Origin of the sequence: Streptomyces sp. NPDC005799 (assembly GCF_040630525.1) — a bacterium.
GTDB lineage: Bacteria > Actinomycetota > Actinomycetes > Streptomycetales > Streptomycetaceae > Streptomyces > Streptomyces griseorubiginosus_B.
Genome location: NZ_JBEXXQ010000019.1, coordinates 124,047 through 139,857, shown reverse-complemented (window position 1 = coordinate 139,857; position 15,811 = coordinate 124,047). Strand labels below are relative to the sequence as shown.

The window sequence follows — 15,811 nt, the reverse complement described above, 5'->3', positions numbered from 1 at the left end:
ACCCCCCCTCCCCACCCCCCCCCTCCTCCCATACCCACCCGCCTCACCCGGCGGGGGGGGGCGCCCGCCCCGCCCCCGCCCCCCGCCCCCGTGCCACCGGACCCCTCGCCGAAGGCGGGCGGGCGTTCCGGAGAAGGTCCCGCGCCGCACGGGTCCGCCCTCACCATGCAGGACAGCCCCTAGGGTGGGCGTATGACGACGACCCGGCCCCGCCTCGAGGAGATCACCACCGCCAACCTGGAGGCCGCCCTCGCCGTCCGCGTCCGGCCCGACCAGGAACACGCGGTGGCGCCGGTCGCCCACTCCCTCGCCGAGGCCTACGTCCGTCCCCCGGACGTCGCCTGGCCCCGGCTGATCGTCGACGGTGACCGGGCCGTGGGCTTCCTGATGGCCTTCCTCGACATCGACTGGAACCAGGACGGCACGCTCTTCCGCTCGGGCCTGTGGCGGCTGAACATCGCGGCCGACGAACAGGGGCGCGGATACGGGCGGTTCGCGGTCGCGTCGGTTGCCGAGGAGATACGCCGCCGGGGCGGGAAACAGTGCTATGTCACATGGCACCCCGGCCCCGACGGCCCGGAGGGCTTCTACCTGGGCCTCGGCTTCCGCACCACGGGCGAGACGAGCGGCGGCCAGACCGTCGGTGTGCTGGACCTCACGGGTCAGTACAGCTAGTCGACGAGATCGACGTCCTGCTCCGCCACGCGCGCGTGGTCCGTCACGATGTCGATCACCGCGATCCGGTCCCGGACGAACGTGAAGGCGAGCGTTCGGTCCAGCTGCCCCTCCGCGTACACCGCAAAGCCCGTACGGCCGCCGATCAGGGCGGGGCGGGCCGAGTAGCCGAAGTGCCGGAAGCTGGAGGCGCCCCTGGCCACCGCGACCGCGCCGGTGGTCACACCCACCTCGGTGCGGGCGACGACGTCCGGGTCCAGCAGTTCCACCAGCGCCTCGAAGTTCCCCTCCCGCGCGGCCGCCAGAAAGGCGTTCACGACCCTCCGCTGCCGTACCCGGTCGGCGTCCGGAGCCTGCGCGCCCTGCACCCGCCGGCGCGCCCGGCTGGCCAGCTGCCGCGCCGCCACCGGGCTGCGCCCGACGATGTCCGCGACCTCCTCGTAGGACACCGCGAACAGGTCGTGCAGCACGAACGCCAGCCGCTCCGCGGGCGTCAGCGTCTCCAGGACGACCAGCAGGGCGACGCCCACGGAGTCGGCGAGCAGCGCGTCCCGCTCGGGGTCGGCGGCGGAGGCCTCCGCCACGCGCGCGTGCGTCTCCAGCGGCTCCTCCGCGCGGGACTTGCGCGAACGCAGCATGTCCAGACAGACCCGGCCCACCACGGTCGTCAGCCAGCCGCCGAGGTTGTCCACCCGCCCGGCGTCGGTACGGCTCAGCCGGAACCAGGCCTCCTGCACGGCGTCGTCGGCCTCGGCGGCCGACCCGAGCATGCGGTAGGCGACGGCCCGCAGATGACTCCGGTGTGATTCGAAACGCCGGGCGAGGAATTCATTCCCGGCCCCATTACCGGCCTCCGCATTACCGGCCGCCCCTGCGGGAAATTCGCCGGCGTCCATACGCGTCACTCCTCACACCCCGGTCCGTCCCTTGTCGACGACATGACGGACGGAGGGGCCTGGATGTGACAGAGGACGTTCTACGAATGCGCCAAGCATGTTTTTCCCGCCCGGGGCCTACCCCCAGTCCCGTCCGGACCGCCCCCGCTTCGTCTCGGACCGCTGTTTCTTCTCCCGGAGCCTCCGCTCGTTGATCCCGCGGGGAATCCGGGTGGGCCGGCGCGGCTTCGGCGGCGGCGCGGTCGCCTCGGCGAGCAGGGCGGCCAGCCGTACGGCGGCGGTCTCACGGTTGCGCCACTGCGAGCGATGCTCGGACGCGCGTACGACGACCACGCCACCGTCGACGAGACGGCCGGCCAGCCGCTCCAGCGCCCGCGCCTTCCACACCTCGGGCAGCGCCTCGGTGCCGGCCAGGTCGAAGCGCAGCTCCACCTGGGAGTCACTGGTGTTGACGTGCTGACCTCCCGGCCCCGACGACCGCGAGAAACGCCACATGAGCTCGGCCTCGGGAAGCGAGACGGAGCCGCGGATGAAGTAGGGACCGGACATGTCCCCATGGTCGCGCGTCTGACCGGCACACGTCACGTGATTAACGTTCACCCGAAGTTCGGTAAAGAAAGTAAAGAGAGCTGGAACCTTCCGTACCCCTCGTGGCGTTCATACGGGTAGCTGTAGCTTCAAGCCCGTACGCGGTACCGCGCTGTACGCACACGAGGGAAAGGACTCCCAACCATGGCTGTAAGCCTGTCCAAGGGTGGCAACGTCTCGCTCACCAAGGAGGCTCCGGGCCTGACCGCCGTCACCGTGGGCCTCGGCTGGGACGTCCGCACCACCACCGGCACGGACTTCGACCTCGACGCCTCCGCGATCGCTGTCAACCCGCAGGGCAAGGTCTACTCGGACGCCCACTTCGTCTTCTTCAACAACAAGCAGACCCCGGACAACACCATCGTCCACACCGGCGACAACCGCACGGGTGAGGGCGAGGGCGACGACGAGGCGATCAACGTCAACCTGGCGGCCCTCCCGGCCGACATCGACAAGATCGTCTTCCCGGTCTCCATCTACGACGCGGAGACCCGCTCGCAGAACTTCGGCCAGGTCCGCAACGCCTACATCCGCATCGTCAACCAGGCCGGCGGCGCCGAGATCGCCCGCTACGACCTCTCCGAGGACGCGGCCACGGAGACGGCGATGGTCTTCGGCGAGCTGTACCGCAACGGCGCGGAGTGGAAGTTCCGCGCGGTCGGCCAGGGCTACGCGTCCGGCCTGGTCGGCATCGCCCAGGACTTCGGCGTCAACGTCTGACACGCACCGCGCTGGGCGGGAGCCCCTTGGCCGCGGTTCGCCGCGTCCGGGGGCTCCGGCGTTATCGCGATCTCGACGCAGGAGTTGCCATCGGTGCCGCTGCTGTAGCCGCTCTTGAACCACACCAGTTCGGCGGCGTCCCCGGCAGGGGTCTTGCGGATCATGTCTCTCGAGGAGTTGTACGGAACAACTGCGCGCCTGGGGCTCCCGTTGGACCCTGCGGCGCTGATCGTCGCCGAAGTTGCCGGTATGGCCGCCAGGGCTGGCCCGGCTCCTGGACGAGGCGGACGGGACCGAGCGGGACTGAGCGGGACTGAAGGCGGATGGGGGACAGCGCGGTCAGCTCTCCTCCTTCTGCCAAGTCCCGCCGTCCCTGGGCCGGGGCCTCTCCTTGCCGTCGATACCGGTGTGCCGGCCAGAGGACAGGACCTCGGCGGAGTTGCTTCTCCTGGGCCCGGGTTTCATCGCGACGACCAACTTCTTCATGTGGGCGACCTGCTCCTCCGCGTCCCAGAGACCGGCCGGTTCGGGAGTGGAGCCGTCCCAGTAGGCGTGCGGTGCCCAGTTCCCCCGTTGGTCCCTGACTTCCTCGACGGCGCCGTTCGGGCCCTGCCGGGTGACCGCGCCCCGGTGGGGTTCGGCATCGGGACGCGACGGGTCCCGAAGAGGCGGCGCGGTCGCCATGGTGGCCTCCACCAGTGCCTGGGCGGCGTGCCGCCAGGAGTAGCCCTTGAGCAACTCGTACAGTTGCTCGGCCTCGGACCGCGCGCCCGGCAGATTCCTGCGCAGGCCCTCGATGGCCGCGGCCCACGCCCGCGCCCGTGACTCGGCCCCGCCCTCGGCCTCCTTGCCGCTGGTGGAGTCGACGTTGAACGGGGCGTTGACGACTCCGGTGAAGGAACCGTTGGTCACCTGCGACAGGAACTGGGCCGCTCCGCTCTCTCCGTTGACCAGGACGGGCAGGCTGCGTCCCGCTCCTTCGGTGGCCACCAGTCCGAAGCCCTCGTGCAGCGACGGCATGATCACCGCGTGGGTGGTCTCCCGGTCGTGTTCGAGATCCGCGGAGTTCTTGCTGAAGGGACGCATGATGACCCCGCCCTCGCCGTGGGCGTCGACGATCGACTGCCACTTGGCGAACTTCTCCGGTTCCTCCTGCGGGTGCGGAGTGCCGCGGATCGTCATCCGGACATCGAGTCCGCGGCCGCCCTGGTTCCTCGGGCGGCGCAGGATGCCGATCGCCTGGACCGCCGCCTCGACGCCCTTGATCTCGTCCGCGGCCCGTCCGGGCAGCAGCACCTTGAGCTTCCGTGGCAGGTGCAACAGATACTTGGCCTGGTTGACCAGGGACGGCTCGACCGGCGTGCCGACCTCGGTGCCCGGGACGAAATCGTGCAGCGCGGGAACGCGCAGCACGCCCTCCGAGAGCCGTTCGGCCTCGGAGGCGAGCAGCGATCCCACGCCGGCCACCAGGTCGGCCTTCTGCATTGCCCTGCGTTCTTTGATGGCCTTCTCGGCGCCCTTCTTGGGCGCCTCCTTGATCTTGTCCAGCCGAACGGGGCTGGTGTGCAGGAAGTGCACCACGCGAGCGCCCGGGTACCAGGCGTCGCGGATCTTCTGGGCGGCGGGACCAGAGAAACGGGAGTGCCCGATGACGATGTCGAAGGCGTCCCGGGAGGTCGGCAGCCCGTGGTCGCCGGGCGAGCCGCCGGCGACGACGTCGAGGCGGTCCCGGCCCTCCTTCACGCCGGGGACCGAAGCGTTGACGATGCGAGCGCCGTCGTGCTGGGTGGTCGTCGCCTCATGGTCGTAGTCACCGCGGTCGTTGACGGTGAGCAGGGTGACGTCGTGGTCGTGGTTGAGTCCCTTGACCAGTTCCATGTTGAAGACGGGGACGCCACCGAGACCGAGCCCGCTTTCGTCGCAGACCACCAGCACCCTGCGGCGCGGCCGGTCCGTCCCCTCGTCCCGCTCGTCGGTGTCCGTCATCATGCGTTGCACGGCGTCCGGCCGCCCCGTGCTGCGCTGCACCGACGGGCCGTGCGGGTGGTCGTGCCCGTCCCCGGCGTGGTGCTGTGGGAGCGTCGGGGCGCCGGCCAGCCGCTCGTTGGCGCTCGCTGCCCGCTCGAAGGGGTCGCCGGGGTTGGACACCCGCACACCGTCGCCGCGGTCAGTGCCCGCGACCGGTCCCTTGCGCTGCTGGGACACGTGGGTCAGCTCGTGGTACAGGGTCCGGTCGTCGATGCTGCCGGACCCGGAGACGATGTTGTCGCCCACGGTGTAGGCGCGTGCGTCGACGTTCGCCGCGGACCGCTGGGCCACCGCGTCCGTGTGCAGCCGCACGCCGGAGAAGTCCTCCTTGAAGACGGACTCGGCTTTCGCGCGCTTGACCGGGTCCAGTGGCGTGCCGCTGCGGGACGTCACGCCCTTGATCTCCGCGCCGACGTCCGGCTGCGCGGCCCCCTCCGGCCCTTCGCCGCCGGTCAGGTGCCCGGAGTGCCGCAGCGCCTGCACCACGGCGGCGTTGCCCGCCGTGCGCTGAAGTGCCAGCAGGCGCTGCTGCGGTGCGGGTGACGGCTGCCGGGACACCGGTGCGGACTTCGCCGCCTGCTGCTGCTCCCGGGTCGTGCGCATGCTCATCGCGGTCCTCGGTGTCGGTGGCCCTCGCGCCAGGCTAGGTTCACCTCCCGTCCGGCCGCTGCGGCAAAAAGGGCAACACTGAAAGCAGTTGACGGGACGGCAAGGGCAATACGATCTTCAGAGAAACATTCGGTTAACGAACCCGTTCACGGGTGGGCCGGTTTGCCCTCGCCGTACAGCCACTGCTTCCAGATGGGGGCGAAGTTCTTGTCCGGTGCCGACTTCTCCACGTACGCCGTGAAGTCCGCCGTGTCCGCGTTGCCGTGGCGGTGGGCGGCCGCCCAGCCCTGGACGATGTCGTAGAAGGTGTCGTCGCCGACCGTCTCGCGGATCTTGTGCAGGACCATCGCGCCGCGTTCGTAGACCGGGGCGTCGGAGATGTGGGCGGCGCCGCTCGGTTTCGCGGGCGGGAAGGACCACAGGCCGGGGTGGTCGTCCTCGCCGTGGGCGTAGAGCGCGTCGAAGGTCTGCTGGGCGGTGTGGCCGCCGTGGTCCTCGTCCCACAGCCACTCGGCGTAGGTCGCGAAGCCCTCGTTGAGCCACATGTCCCGCCAGCTCTTCGGCGTCACGGAGTCGCCGTACCACTGGTGGGCCAGCTCGTGGACGAGCGTGCCGGTGTCGGGGGCGGAGGGGAACACCGGCCGGTTCTGCGTCTCCAGGGCGTAGCCGACGTCCTTCGCGTCGTCGACGATCGCGCCGGTGGAGGAGAAGGGGTAGGGGCCGAAGTTGTACTCCTCCCACTCGATGATCGCGGGCAGCTGCGCGAGCACCTCGCGGCTCGCCTTCGCCTGCGTCGGGTCCACGGCGACGTACACGGGCAGACGGTCCTCGCCGATGGTGGATCGGCCGATGTCGTAGCGGCCGACGGCGACCGTGGCGAGGTAGCTCGCCATCGGTTCGGGCGTGTGCCAGGTGAAGGTCGTACGGGCCCCGGTGGTCGTCTCGCCGGTCAACTCCCCGTTGGACACGGCCTGCAGCCCCTTCGGCACGGTGACCGCGATGTCGTACGACGCCTTGTCGGACGGGTGGTTGTCGCCGGGGAACCACGCCATCGCGCCCGTCGGCTCGCCGAGGGCCAGGGCGCCGTCGGTGGTGGGCAGCCAGCCCTCCTGGGAGCCGTCGGGGTCGGTGATGGTCTGCGGGGTGCCGGAGTAGCGGACGGTGACGCGGAAGGTCTCCCCGTCGTCCAGGTCGTCGTGCGGGCGGACGGTGAGCTCCTGGCCGGCCCGGTTGAAGCGGGCGCTGCGGCCCTCGACGGTGACCTCCTGGACGTCCAGGCCCTTGAGGTCCAGGTCGAACGCGGAGAGGTTCTGGGTGGCGCGGGCCGTGAGGGTCGCGGTTCCGGTCAGCCGGCCGGCGCCGTGCGGGTCGTAGGCGAGCCGCAGGTCGTAGTGGCCGACGTCGTATCCGCCGTTGCCCGCCTTCGGGAAGTACGGGTCGTGCACACCGGGGCCGCCGGGGGTGCCGTGGACCCCGCCCGAGCACGCGGTCAGGGCGAGGGCGAGGAGGGCACTGGGGACGATACGTACGGATCGGGGCACCCCAGTGATCCTAAGGCGGCGTGACACCATCTCGTACGTGCTCGACATCGGCTACGCCCTCTCCAACCGCTTCCCCGATCCGCCGCAGACGGACTACCGGCGTGCGGACGTCCACGCCCTGCGCCACGACCTGTTCTGCGGGGACGTCTATCTCGCCGACACCGACAAGGACCGGGAACTGTCCACAGCCTGGGGATGGGTGCCGGTGCTGGACTTCGCGTGGGCGCTGTGCGACATCGTCGAGCTGCTCGACCGGGACCCGGCGGGCTCGCGGGCGTCCCGGCCCCAGCACGCCGAGCTGGACTTCACCGAGTCCACCGACCGCATGCTCTTCGAGCGCCGCTTCGGCTGGGTGGACATCGAGGCCGACTGGATGCCGGCCGAGGAACCCCCGCTGACCTTCTCCCACTCCGAACTGCGCCGTGAGGCACGGGACTTCCTGCACGATCTGATCGCCGACCTGGTCGACCTGCACGACGATCTCGGCGAGAACCCGGCGATCTGGACCCTGCAGGCCCGCTTCCCGAGGATCTCCTAGCCGATCGGCAGCAGCTCCTCCGCCCTCGTCTCGTGCGGCAGCCCGCCCAGTGACAGATAGCGGTAGCCCGTGCTCAGCCGGCACGCGTTCAGGCCCAGGCAGAGCATCGCGTCGTAATGCTGGGTGTTGGCGAAGACGTACCGGCCGTCCTCGCCGTCCCCCGGGTCGAGGGGGGTGCCCCGCAGCACGGACTCCAGCGCCTCGCGGTCCACCGGGCCGAAGGCCAGCGGGACGAAGGCCTCCGGAACGGCGCCGGCCGGCTCGGGGTGTCCCCCACCACCGTCGGGATCGTCGGCGGCGACCGGGTTGTCCTCCTCGCCGGTCTCCGTGTCACCGAAATACCCCGGCCACGAGTCGTACTCGTGCCTCAGCCGCCCGTCCGCGTACACCCGCATGACCAGTACGTCCGAGTCGAAGACGTACGCCCCCAGAGCCGGCGCCCCCAGCAGCCCGCTCAGCGGGCCCGCCACGTCGAGCGCGTCCGTCTCCGGGTCCGGGTACACGACGGTGTGTCCCGGCCCGACCGGCAGCGCGTACCCCCGGATGCCCGCACCGCCGAGCAGCGGCACCACCTCGTCGCACGGCCGCGCCACCACCACGTTGCCGTAGAAACTCCCCACGTTCAGCCCTCCACCCGAATCCCCATCTGTGCCGCCAGCACCGGCGCCAGATCCATCAGTTGGGACGGACTGATCACCGCCCCCGCCAAGCGCTCCACCCCGGCCGAGATCCCCAGCTCGGCCGCCGCTCTCAGATCGACGTCCTTCAGCTCCACCCCCGTGAGGTCGGCGCCCTTGAGGACGCAGTCCACGAACTCCACGCGCTCGAGCCTGGCGCCCCCGAAGTCCGGCTCGACCAGGACGCAGCTCTCGAAGACGACGTCCTTGAGCCGGGCCGCGCGCAGGTTCAGGTAGTCGATCTTGCCGCCCCGGACCACCACCCGCTCCAGCACGGCGCCGTGCATCTGCGTGCCGCCCAGGCGCGCGTCGACCACCTCCACGTCCCGCAGCGTCGCCTCCGCCAGGTCCGTCCCCACGCCCCGCAGCCCCGTCAGCACGGAGTCCAGGACGCGCGCGTGACGCAGCCGCGTCTCGTCCACCGCGCACCCGGTCAGCGCGCAGTCCATGAAGCGAGCGCCACCGCCGTCCTGCCCGGCCAGGTCCGCCTCCCGGAACTCCAGTCCGTCGTAGTCCCCGTCCGGCTCCAGCTCCCCCTCCGCGAAGGGCTCCAGCGGGGGCAGCCGGATCTCCGGCCGCCGCGCCCCCTTCACCGCCGTACCGCCGGTCCCGCCCGTGCCACCCGCCGCTCGTCTCACCATGCCCCCATGCTGCACCCCGCCACTGACAACCGCCCTGACCTGCAAGAACCACCCCTCATGTCACATTCCGGGCCTGCGGACCGTCGTAGTCGCAGGAAAACGAGAAGCGTCGAACGCGAGACCCGGCGCGAGACCCCCAGCCAGACCCCAGTGAAGAAGACGCAGAAAGTCGCCCCTTCCCTGACTCCGATCCAACTCCCGTCCGACTCCGTTGCGACTCCGATGCGACTCCGACCCGAGGGAGAGTCCGAACGATGCACCGCCCCCGAACCACGCACCGCCTCACCGTCATCGGCGGCGGCTTCGCCGGACTGACCGCGGCGATCACCGCCGCCGAGGCGGGCGCCAAGGTGACCGTCCACGAAGCCCATCACACCCTCGGCGGCCGGGCGCGGACCGCCGAGGGGCCGTACCGCACGAACGAGGGGCCGCACGCCCTCTACAGCGGCGGCCCGCACTGGACGTGGCTCAGGCAGCGGGACCTGATCGGCCCGCTCGCCCCGATCCCGCCGCTGGAGGCGGCCCGGCTGCGGCTGCGGCATCACGGGGCGCTGCGCCGCACCCCGCCGTTCGCCATGCTCAAGCTGCTGCGCCCCGGGCTCCCGCAGGCGCCCGTCGACGTCGACTTCCTGAGCTGGGCGACCGGGGTCGTGGGCGAGGAGGGCGCGCGAGCCGCCGCGAACCACGCGGCCGTGGCGGTGTTCCACCACGATCCCGGTTCGCTGTCCGCCGCGTTCGTTCAGGAGCGGCTGCGGCGGGCCACCAAGCTGCCGCCCGAGGCGCACTACCCGCGCGGCGGCTGGGCGAGCGTGATCGACCGGATGGCCGCGCGGGCCTGGAATCTCGGGGTGCGGATGGAGACGCTGTCCCGCGTCGACTCCCTGCCGACCGGTGCGCCCGTCGTGGTCGCCACCTCCCTCGACGCCGCCCGGCGCCTGCTCGGCGACGACTCGCTGACCTGGACCGGCGGGCGTACCGCCCTGATCGACCTGGCGGTACGGACCCGGCGCGGGGACGCGTTCGCCGTGTCCGACCTGGACTCGCCCGGCTGGATCGAACGGTTCACGGCCCAGGACCGCTCGCTCGCCCCCGCAGGCCAGCAGCTGATCCAGGGGCAGATTCCCATCGGTCCGCGCGAGGGCCCGGCGGACGGCATCGCCCGCGCCGAGCACCTCCTCGACCTGGCCTTCGACGGCTGGCGCGGGCGCGTCACCTGGCGGCGCGAGGCGGTGGCGTACGGCCGTACCGGCGCCGTCGACCTGCCCGGTACCAGCTGGCGGGACCGGCCGGCCGTCGACCGCGGCGACGGTGTCTATCTGGCCGGCGACCAGGTCGCCGCCCCCGGGGTGCTCTCGGAGGTGTCCTTCAACAGCGCCCTCACCACGGTGTCCCTGGCCCTCGGCCACCACCGGCTTGACCTCAAGCGCGCTTGAGGTCGAAGAGTGGGCGCACGAACCAGTCACCGGACCCGCCGACAAGCGGCACGCGACCAGCGACCGGGTCCGCTGACCGGCGTCCGGCGACCTGGCCCACCACCCCGCGACCGGCCCGCCGACAACCGATGGGGGATTCGCCATGCGCGCCGTCCTACTGCACGCCTTCGGCCCCGCCGAGAACCTCACCCACGAGGAGGTCGACGACCCGGTGCCGGCCCCCGGGCAGGTCCGTGTCGCCGTCGAAGCGGCGGGGGTGCACCTGCTCGACACCGCCCTGCGTGAGGGCGCGCGGGGACCGCTGCCCGCACCGCCCGCCCTTCCCACGATCCCCGGCCGGGAGGTCGCCGGTGTCGTCGAGTCCCTCGGCGAGGGCGTCGCCGAGCTGTGGCTGGGCAGGCGGGTGGTCGCCCACCTGGGGTTCGCGCCGGGCGGCTACGCCGAACTCGCCGTCACCGACGTCGACCGGGTGCACGAGATCCCGGAGAACCTGGACTTCGCCGAGGCCGTCGCGATGATCGGCACGGGTCGTACGGCCATGGGGATCGTGCAGTTCGCCGAACTGGGCCCGGACGCCGTGGCCGTGATCCCCGCGGCGGCCGGCGGCATCGGCACGCTGCTCGTGCAGTACGCGAAGAACGCCGGCGCCACGGTGATCGGCCTCGCGGGCGGCCCGGAGAAGACGGCCCGCGTCGAGGCGGGCGGCGCCGATCTCGCCGTCGACTACAGGGACCCGGAGTGGCCCGGGAAGGTTCGCGCCTGTCTCGGCGGCCGTTTCGCCACCGTCGTCTTCGACGGCGTGGGGGGCGAGATCGCCCGGGAAGCCGTCGGTCTGCTCGGGCCCGGCGGCCGGCACATCGTCTTCGGCTGGTCCTCCGGGGGCGTCCGCGACGGCTCGCCCTACCTCGTCGAGGGCGCCTCCCAGCAGGTCCTCGGCCCGGTCATGACGAGGAACGCCTCCATACGGACCCTCGAACTCCGCGCCCTCGCCGAGGCCGCCGCGGGCCGCCTGACCCCCGCGGTCCAGCGCTTCCCGCTCGCCGACGCGGCAGCCGCGCACCGCGCACTGCAAACCCGCCGGACAACCGGAAAGGTGGTACTGGAGCCATGACCAGCCGTAAGCCGCTCCCAGGTGCGATACGTCCCGATACATGGTCTTCTGACCAGGTGGCCGTCACCCGAACAGGCGAACCCGTGAGCGCCGACCCCCGCCGTTGGTGGGGCCTGGTCGTCATCGCGCTCGCGCAGCTCATGGTGGTCCTGGACGCGACCATCGTGAACATCGCGCTGCCGTCCGCACAGCGCGACCTGGGCATGTCCGACGCCAACCGGCAGTGGGTGATCACGGCCTACACGCTGGCCTTCGGCGGCCTCCTCCTGCTCGGCGGCCGGATCGCCGACCTCGTCGGCCGCAAGCGGACCTTCATCATCGGGCTGATCGGCTTCGCCGCCGCCTCCGCGCTCGGCGGCGCCGCCACCGGCTCGGGCATGCTCTTCGGCGCCCGCGCGCTGCAGGGCGCCTTCGCCGCCGTGCTCGCCCCCTCCGCGCTGTCGCTGCTGACCACGACCTTCACCGACCCCAAGGAACGCGGCAAGGCCTTCGGCATCTACGGCGCCCTGGCCGGCAGCGGCTCGGCGATCGGGTTCATCGTGGGCGGTCTGCTCACCGAGTACCTGAACTGGCGCTGGTGCCTGTACGTCAACATCCCCATCGCGGCCGTCGCCGTCTTCGGCGCGTTCGCGCTGCTGCACGACCGTCCCGGCCACGCCGGCGCGCGGCTCGACGTGCCGGGTGTGCTGCTGGGCTGCGGCGGGCTGATCGCGATCGTGTACGGCTTCAGCGAGGCCCAGCCGCGCGGCTGGACCGACCCGTTGGTGCTGACGCTGTTCGCGCTGGGCCTCGTCCTGCTCGTGGCCTTCGTGTGGTGGCAGAACCGGGCGCCCATGCCGCTGCTCCCGCTGCACATCGTCAAGGACCGCAACCGCGCGGGCTGCTTCCTGACCATGGGGCTCGCCACGATCGGATTGTTCGGCCTGTTCCTGTTCATGACGTACTACCTGCAGGTCGTGCTCGCCTTCTCACCGGTGAAGACGGGTCTGGCGTTCCTGCCGCTGACGGCCGCGATCATCATCGGGTCCACGCAGATCTCCGCGCGGCTGATGAACCAGGTCCCGCCGCGCATGCTCATGGTGCCCGGCATGGTCCTCGCCGCGGGCGGCATGCTGCTGCTCACCCGGATGACGGTCGACTCCTCCTACGCCACCGAGATCCTGCCCGCCCTGATCCTCATGGGACTCGGCATGGGCCTGACCTTCATGCCGGTCTTCGCCACCGCCACCGCGGGTGTCGCCCCGCAGGACTCCGGCGTGACCTCGGCGACCGTCAACACCTCGCAGCAGGTGGGCGGTTCGATCGGTACGGCACTGCTGAACACGATCGCCACCAGCGGCGGCGCGACCTACATCGCCGCACATCTCCACAACCCCGCCCAGCGTGCCCAGGTCGTCAAGGAGGGCGTCGTGCACGGCTACACGATCGCCATCTGGTGGGCCGTCGGCATCATGCTGCTGGCCGGGCTGGTGGCGGGGCTGATGGTGACGGCGAAGGCCCCGAAGCACGGGGCGCGGGCCGAGACACCGGTGCCGGAACCGGTGGCGTGACGGCGGGGGCACACAAGCGGGGAGGGGCCGCTCGGACCGCGGGCCCCTCCCCTTCCCGTCCCTTGGGTCAGGCGTTCACCGCAGGCGCCGTACGTCGATCGCCCAGATCCCGCGGCCGTGCGTGGCCGCGTACAGGCGTCCGTCCGGGCCGGTGCGCAGCTGCATGACCGCGGTGGTCGGCAGGTTGTCGCCGGCCACCCGCCAGCCCTTCGAGCCCGGCGTCCGCACCAGCACCCCGAGGTCCGTGCCCAGGGCGATCGTGCCGCCCTTCAGCAGGGCGACGGAGTTGGCCGGTACGTCCGGCAGGTTCCCGGAGACGTCCTTCCAGGTCGTTCCGCCGTCCCGGGTCTCGAAGAGGTGGCCGACGCCCGCTCCGGGGCCCTCGGTCCACTTCCGGGAGAAGCCGTTGACGGCGAGCAGGACGTGGTCGGAGTTCTTCGGGTCGATCGCCAGACCGGAGAGGTACCGGTTGGGGACCGTGCCGTCGGCAAGCAGGTTCAGCTGGTGCCAGCCGGTGCCGTCGGCGTTGCCCACCGCGATGCCGCGGGTGAAGCCCTGGTTGTTGCAGGGCCCGCACCAGGCTGCGTACACCTTGCCGCCGGAGGAGGCGACCGCCGTGGCGGTGTGCCCCGCGCCGAGGTCGTAGGCGTTGATCCACTCGCTGCCGCTGCGGATCGCGTACCCCTTGGTGTTGATCCACACGTGCCGGCCGCCGGCGACCCAGGTGTCCGGGTTCCTGATGTCGGCGTTCAGCGGGGCGATGAAGCGGGCCTCGCCGGTGGCGTTGTCGGGCGGGGCGACCGAGTAGGTCGTCGCCTTCGACGGGTCGGTCACCCAACTGCCGTCGTTGACCGCGCAGTTGTTGGTGACGGACACGGCGAGGTAGACGTACTCCTGGGCGATGTCGCAGCCGTTGGCGGGGTCGGTGATGGTGTCGCCGCCGTCGCCGCCGAAGTTGGAGCCCATCACCCGGTCGCCGGGCCGCAGTTGGGACTGCCCGTTGTCCTGCAGACCGCCGGTGACCGCGAGGCCCTTGCGGGACGGGTCGACGCCGACGCCGACCGAGTAGTACTGCAGGACGTCCATCGTGCCGTCGTTCAGGGACCGCCAGTCGGTGGCGTGACCGGAGGCGTCCGCGCTGCCGTCGAGCGGGCGGCGGAAGGCTCCGCCGTCGTCGCCGACGATGACGTACGGGGCCTTGCCGTCGCTGCCGATCGCGACCGAGTGCTGGTCGGCGTGGACGGTCTGGTGGCAGTCACCGGTCTGCTTGCCCGGGTCGATGGACCAGCAGGGGAACCCGAAGTTCCAGTACGGGCCCGGGACGCTCCAGTTCTTGCCGCCGTCCTTGGTCTCGAAGACCTCCTCCAGACCGGCGTACACATGGTCCGGGTTCTTCGGGTCGACGGTGAGGAACTGGTTGTACCAGGCCTGGATGCCGGGCTGGTATCCGGCGCCGGTGAGCGCCGAACCCGAGTCGCGCAACTGCTGGTAGGTGGCGATGCGTGTCCAGGGGCCGGTCGGCGAGCCGGACTTGGAGACGAAGATGCCCTCCAGCCCGCTGTCCGGGTTGGTGCTGGTCATCTCCGGCGACTGGTCGATGGCGTAGTACCGCGACCCGTCCGCGCTGCGCGCGAAGGTCACGTTGCCGACGTCCTCCGCGTTGCTCGGCAGGTCCCCGAGCCCGGTCAGCCGCTGCCAACTCCCCCCGGACTTCGCGTAGAAGCCGTTGTAGTCGTCGCCGCCGCGCCAGCCGACCGCGAGCACGACCTTGTTCGGGTTCTTCGGATCGACGGCGATGTCACTGGTGATGTTCTTGTACGGGGCGCCTGGATCGCTAGCCTTGGCGTGACCCGGCAGATAGTCCGGGTTGGGGGCGAACTCCAGCTTCCAGTGGCCCTTCAGCGTCCTGGTGCTGTGGCTCCACACGCCCTCGGTGGTCGCCGCCCACACCTTGTCCCCGGCGAAGCGCAGCGCGTTGATCGACGTCGACTCCAGCTCGTCGCCGCCGACCCGGTCGTGCCGGCTGAAGCTGCCCTTGCGGGGATCGGCGAGCACGTAGACACCCGTCCCCAGGAAGGAGGTCGCGCTGGTGTTGGCCTCACCGGTGGCGTACCAGAGCCGCCCCCGGCCGTCCAGCTCCAGGTCACCGGTGGACAGGGCGGGCAGCCCGTCGGAGATGTTCGTCCAGTGACCGCCGCCCGAACGCGACCGGAAGACACCGCCGTTGGCCGACCCGGCGTACACGTACCCGTGGCTGTCGGCCGCGAGCCCGGTCACCCGCCCGGTCACCTTCCCGGCCCCGCCACTGGAGTTGGAGTTGATGTCCCGGTAGCGCGGATCGTCGGAGTCGTAGGGCAGCCGGGTCAGATCGCTCCAGCTGCCCTTGGTGTGCGGCAGATCCGCCAGAGCGTCGTACGCCGCCCCGTACGCCCCCGGCGCCACGATCCCCGGCGAGGTGCGCGCCTCGGCGTACTGGTCGGCCTGCTCGGCCTCCTCCTGCGCCTCACCGCCGTCATCGTCGTCCTCGGCCTCCGCGAAAGCCGACAGGCCCTTCTGCTGCTGATGCAGAAGGGCCTGATGCCGCAGTTCCCGAACCCCGAACGGCACCCCGCCACCCGACGACGCCTGAGCCTGCGTGACCGTCAGACCCAGCGCCGCGGACGTCGCGAGCACCGCCCATACCCGTCTTCTTCGCCAGCCGTTGGCCGCCATGGAATGCCCTCCCCTAGGAGCGTGGCGTACATGTCACGAAGCTGGGGACCAGCTTTGAGGAGAAGAGAGGTACGGGAGGTGGTGGAGACGGC

The 15,811-nt window shown here is 71.4% G+C and carries 14 protein-coding genes; 6 read left to right on the top strand and 8 right to left on the bottom strand.

All coding sequences use genetic code 11. From position 1 onward, the window contains the following. Positions 1-192 precede the first annotated feature (192 nt). Positions 193-675 carry a GNAT family N-acetyltransferase gene (locus ABZ453_RS20475; protein ID WP_359016348.1) on the top strand — a complete coding sequence of 161 codons (483 nt, stop codon included), beginning with the start codon at positions 193-195 and terminating at the stop codon, positions 673-675. On the opposite strand, the gene ABZ453_RS20470 is transcribed toward ABZ453_RS20475, so the two are convergent. Then, positions 672-1,571 carry a sigma-70 family RNA polymerase sigma factor gene (locus tag ABZ453_RS20470; protein WP_359016347.1) on the bottom strand — a complete coding sequence of 300 codons (900 nt, stop codon included), beginning with the start codon at positions 1,569-1,571 and terminating at the stop codon, positions 672-674. The genes ABZ453_RS20475 and ABZ453_RS20470 overlap by 4 nt on opposite strands. Before the next feature lie 117 nt (positions 1,572-1,688). Further along, a complete protein-coding gene (gene arfB, locus ABZ453_RS20465; protein ID WP_359016346.1) occupies positions 1,689-2,120 on the bottom strand; it encodes an alternative ribosome rescue aminoacyl-tRNA hydrolase ArfB in 432 nt (143 codons plus the stop codon). Between the two features lie 183 nt (positions 2,121-2,303). Between arfB and ABZ453_RS20460 the strand changes: the two genes are divergently transcribed. After that, a complete protein-coding gene (locus ABZ453_RS20460) occupies positions 2,304-2,879 on the top strand; it encodes a TerD family protein (protein WP_359016345.1) in 576 nt (191 codons plus the stop codon). Here the strand turns inward: ABZ453_RS20460 and ABZ453_RS20455 are convergent. From ABZ453_RS20455 to ABZ453_RS20445, 3 genes are all read right to left on the bottom strand, one after another. Continuing rightward, positions 2,828-3,043, bottom strand: coding sequence for a DUF397 domain-containing protein (locus ABZ453_RS20455; protein ID WP_359016344.1), 216 nt, complete (start codon positions 3,041-3,043; stop codon positions 2,828-2,830). The two genes, ABZ453_RS20460 and ABZ453_RS20455, sit on opposite strands and share 52 nt — an antisense overlap. Before the next feature lie 175 nt (positions 3,044-3,218). Next, positions 3,219-5,516, bottom strand: coding sequence for a DUF4157 domain-containing protein (locus ABZ453_RS20450; RefSeq protein ID WP_359016343.1), 2,298 nt, complete (start codon positions 5,514-5,516; stop codon positions 3,219-3,221). Between the two features lie 146 nt (positions 5,517-5,662). Beyond that, the gene (locus tag ABZ453_RS20445) at positions 5,663-7,105 is read right to left on the bottom strand and encodes a M1 family metallopeptidase (RefSeq protein ID WP_359016342.1); all 1,443 of its coding nucleotides are present in this window, start codon (positions 7,103-7,105) and stop codon (positions 5,663-5,665) included. Between ABZ453_RS20445 and ABZ453_RS20440 the strand changes: the two genes are divergently transcribed. Continuing rightward, positions 7,095-7,595, top strand: coding sequence for a hypothetical protein (locus ABZ453_RS20440; protein ID WP_359016341.1), 501 nt, complete (start codon positions 7,095-7,097; stop codon positions 7,593-7,595). The genes ABZ453_RS20445 and ABZ453_RS20440 overlap by 11 nt on opposite strands. On the opposite strand, the gene ABZ453_RS20435 is transcribed toward ABZ453_RS20440, so the two are convergent. Both ABZ453_RS20435 and ABZ453_RS20430 read right to left on the bottom strand, forming a co-directional pair. After that, a complete protein-coding gene (locus ABZ453_RS20435) occupies positions 7,592-8,215 on the bottom strand; it encodes a hypothetical protein (protein WP_359016340.1) in 624 nt (207 codons plus the stop codon). The two genes, ABZ453_RS20440 and ABZ453_RS20435, sit on opposite strands and share 4 nt — an antisense overlap. Before the next feature lie 2 nt (positions 8,216-8,217). Further along, on the bottom strand, positions 8,218-8,913 hold the full coding sequence (locus ABZ453_RS20430) for a pentapeptide repeat-containing protein (RefSeq protein ID WP_359016339.1): 696 nt from the start codon (positions 8,911-8,913) through the stop codon (positions 8,218-8,220). Positions 8,914-9,167: 254 nt separating this feature from the next. On the opposite strand from ABZ453_RS20430, the gene ABZ453_RS20425 reads away from it, so the two are divergent. The 3 genes from ABZ453_RS20425 (at position 9,168) to ABZ453_RS20415 (ending at position 13,007) form a co-directional block, all read left to right on the top strand. Continuing rightward, entirely contained in the window at positions 9,168-10,346 is a 1,179-nt protein-coding gene (locus ABZ453_RS20425; RefSeq protein WP_359016338.1) for an NAD(P)-binding protein, read from the top strand. Between the two features lie 142 nt (positions 10,347-10,488). Next, on the top strand, positions 10,489-11,457 hold the full coding sequence (locus ABZ453_RS20420) for a zinc-binding dehydrogenase (RefSeq protein ID WP_359016337.1): 969 nt from the start codon (positions 10,489-10,491) through the stop codon (positions 11,455-11,457). A 56-nt stretch (positions 11,458-11,513) separates the two neighbouring features. Then, positions 11,514-13,007, top strand: a complete 1,494-nt coding sequence (locus tag ABZ453_RS20415) for an MFS transporter (RefSeq protein ID WP_359016336.1) — start codon at positions 11,514-11,516, stop codon at positions 13,005-13,007. A gap of 75 nt (positions 13,008-13,082) precedes the next feature. Here ABZ453_RS20415 and ABZ453_RS20410 read toward each other — a convergent pair whose 3' ends face one another. Then, a complete protein-coding gene (locus tag ABZ453_RS20410; protein ID WP_359016335.1) occupies positions 13,083-15,719 on the bottom strand; it encodes a glycosyl hydrolase in 2,637 nt (878 codons plus the stop codon). Positions 15,720-15,811 lie beyond the last annotated feature (92 nt).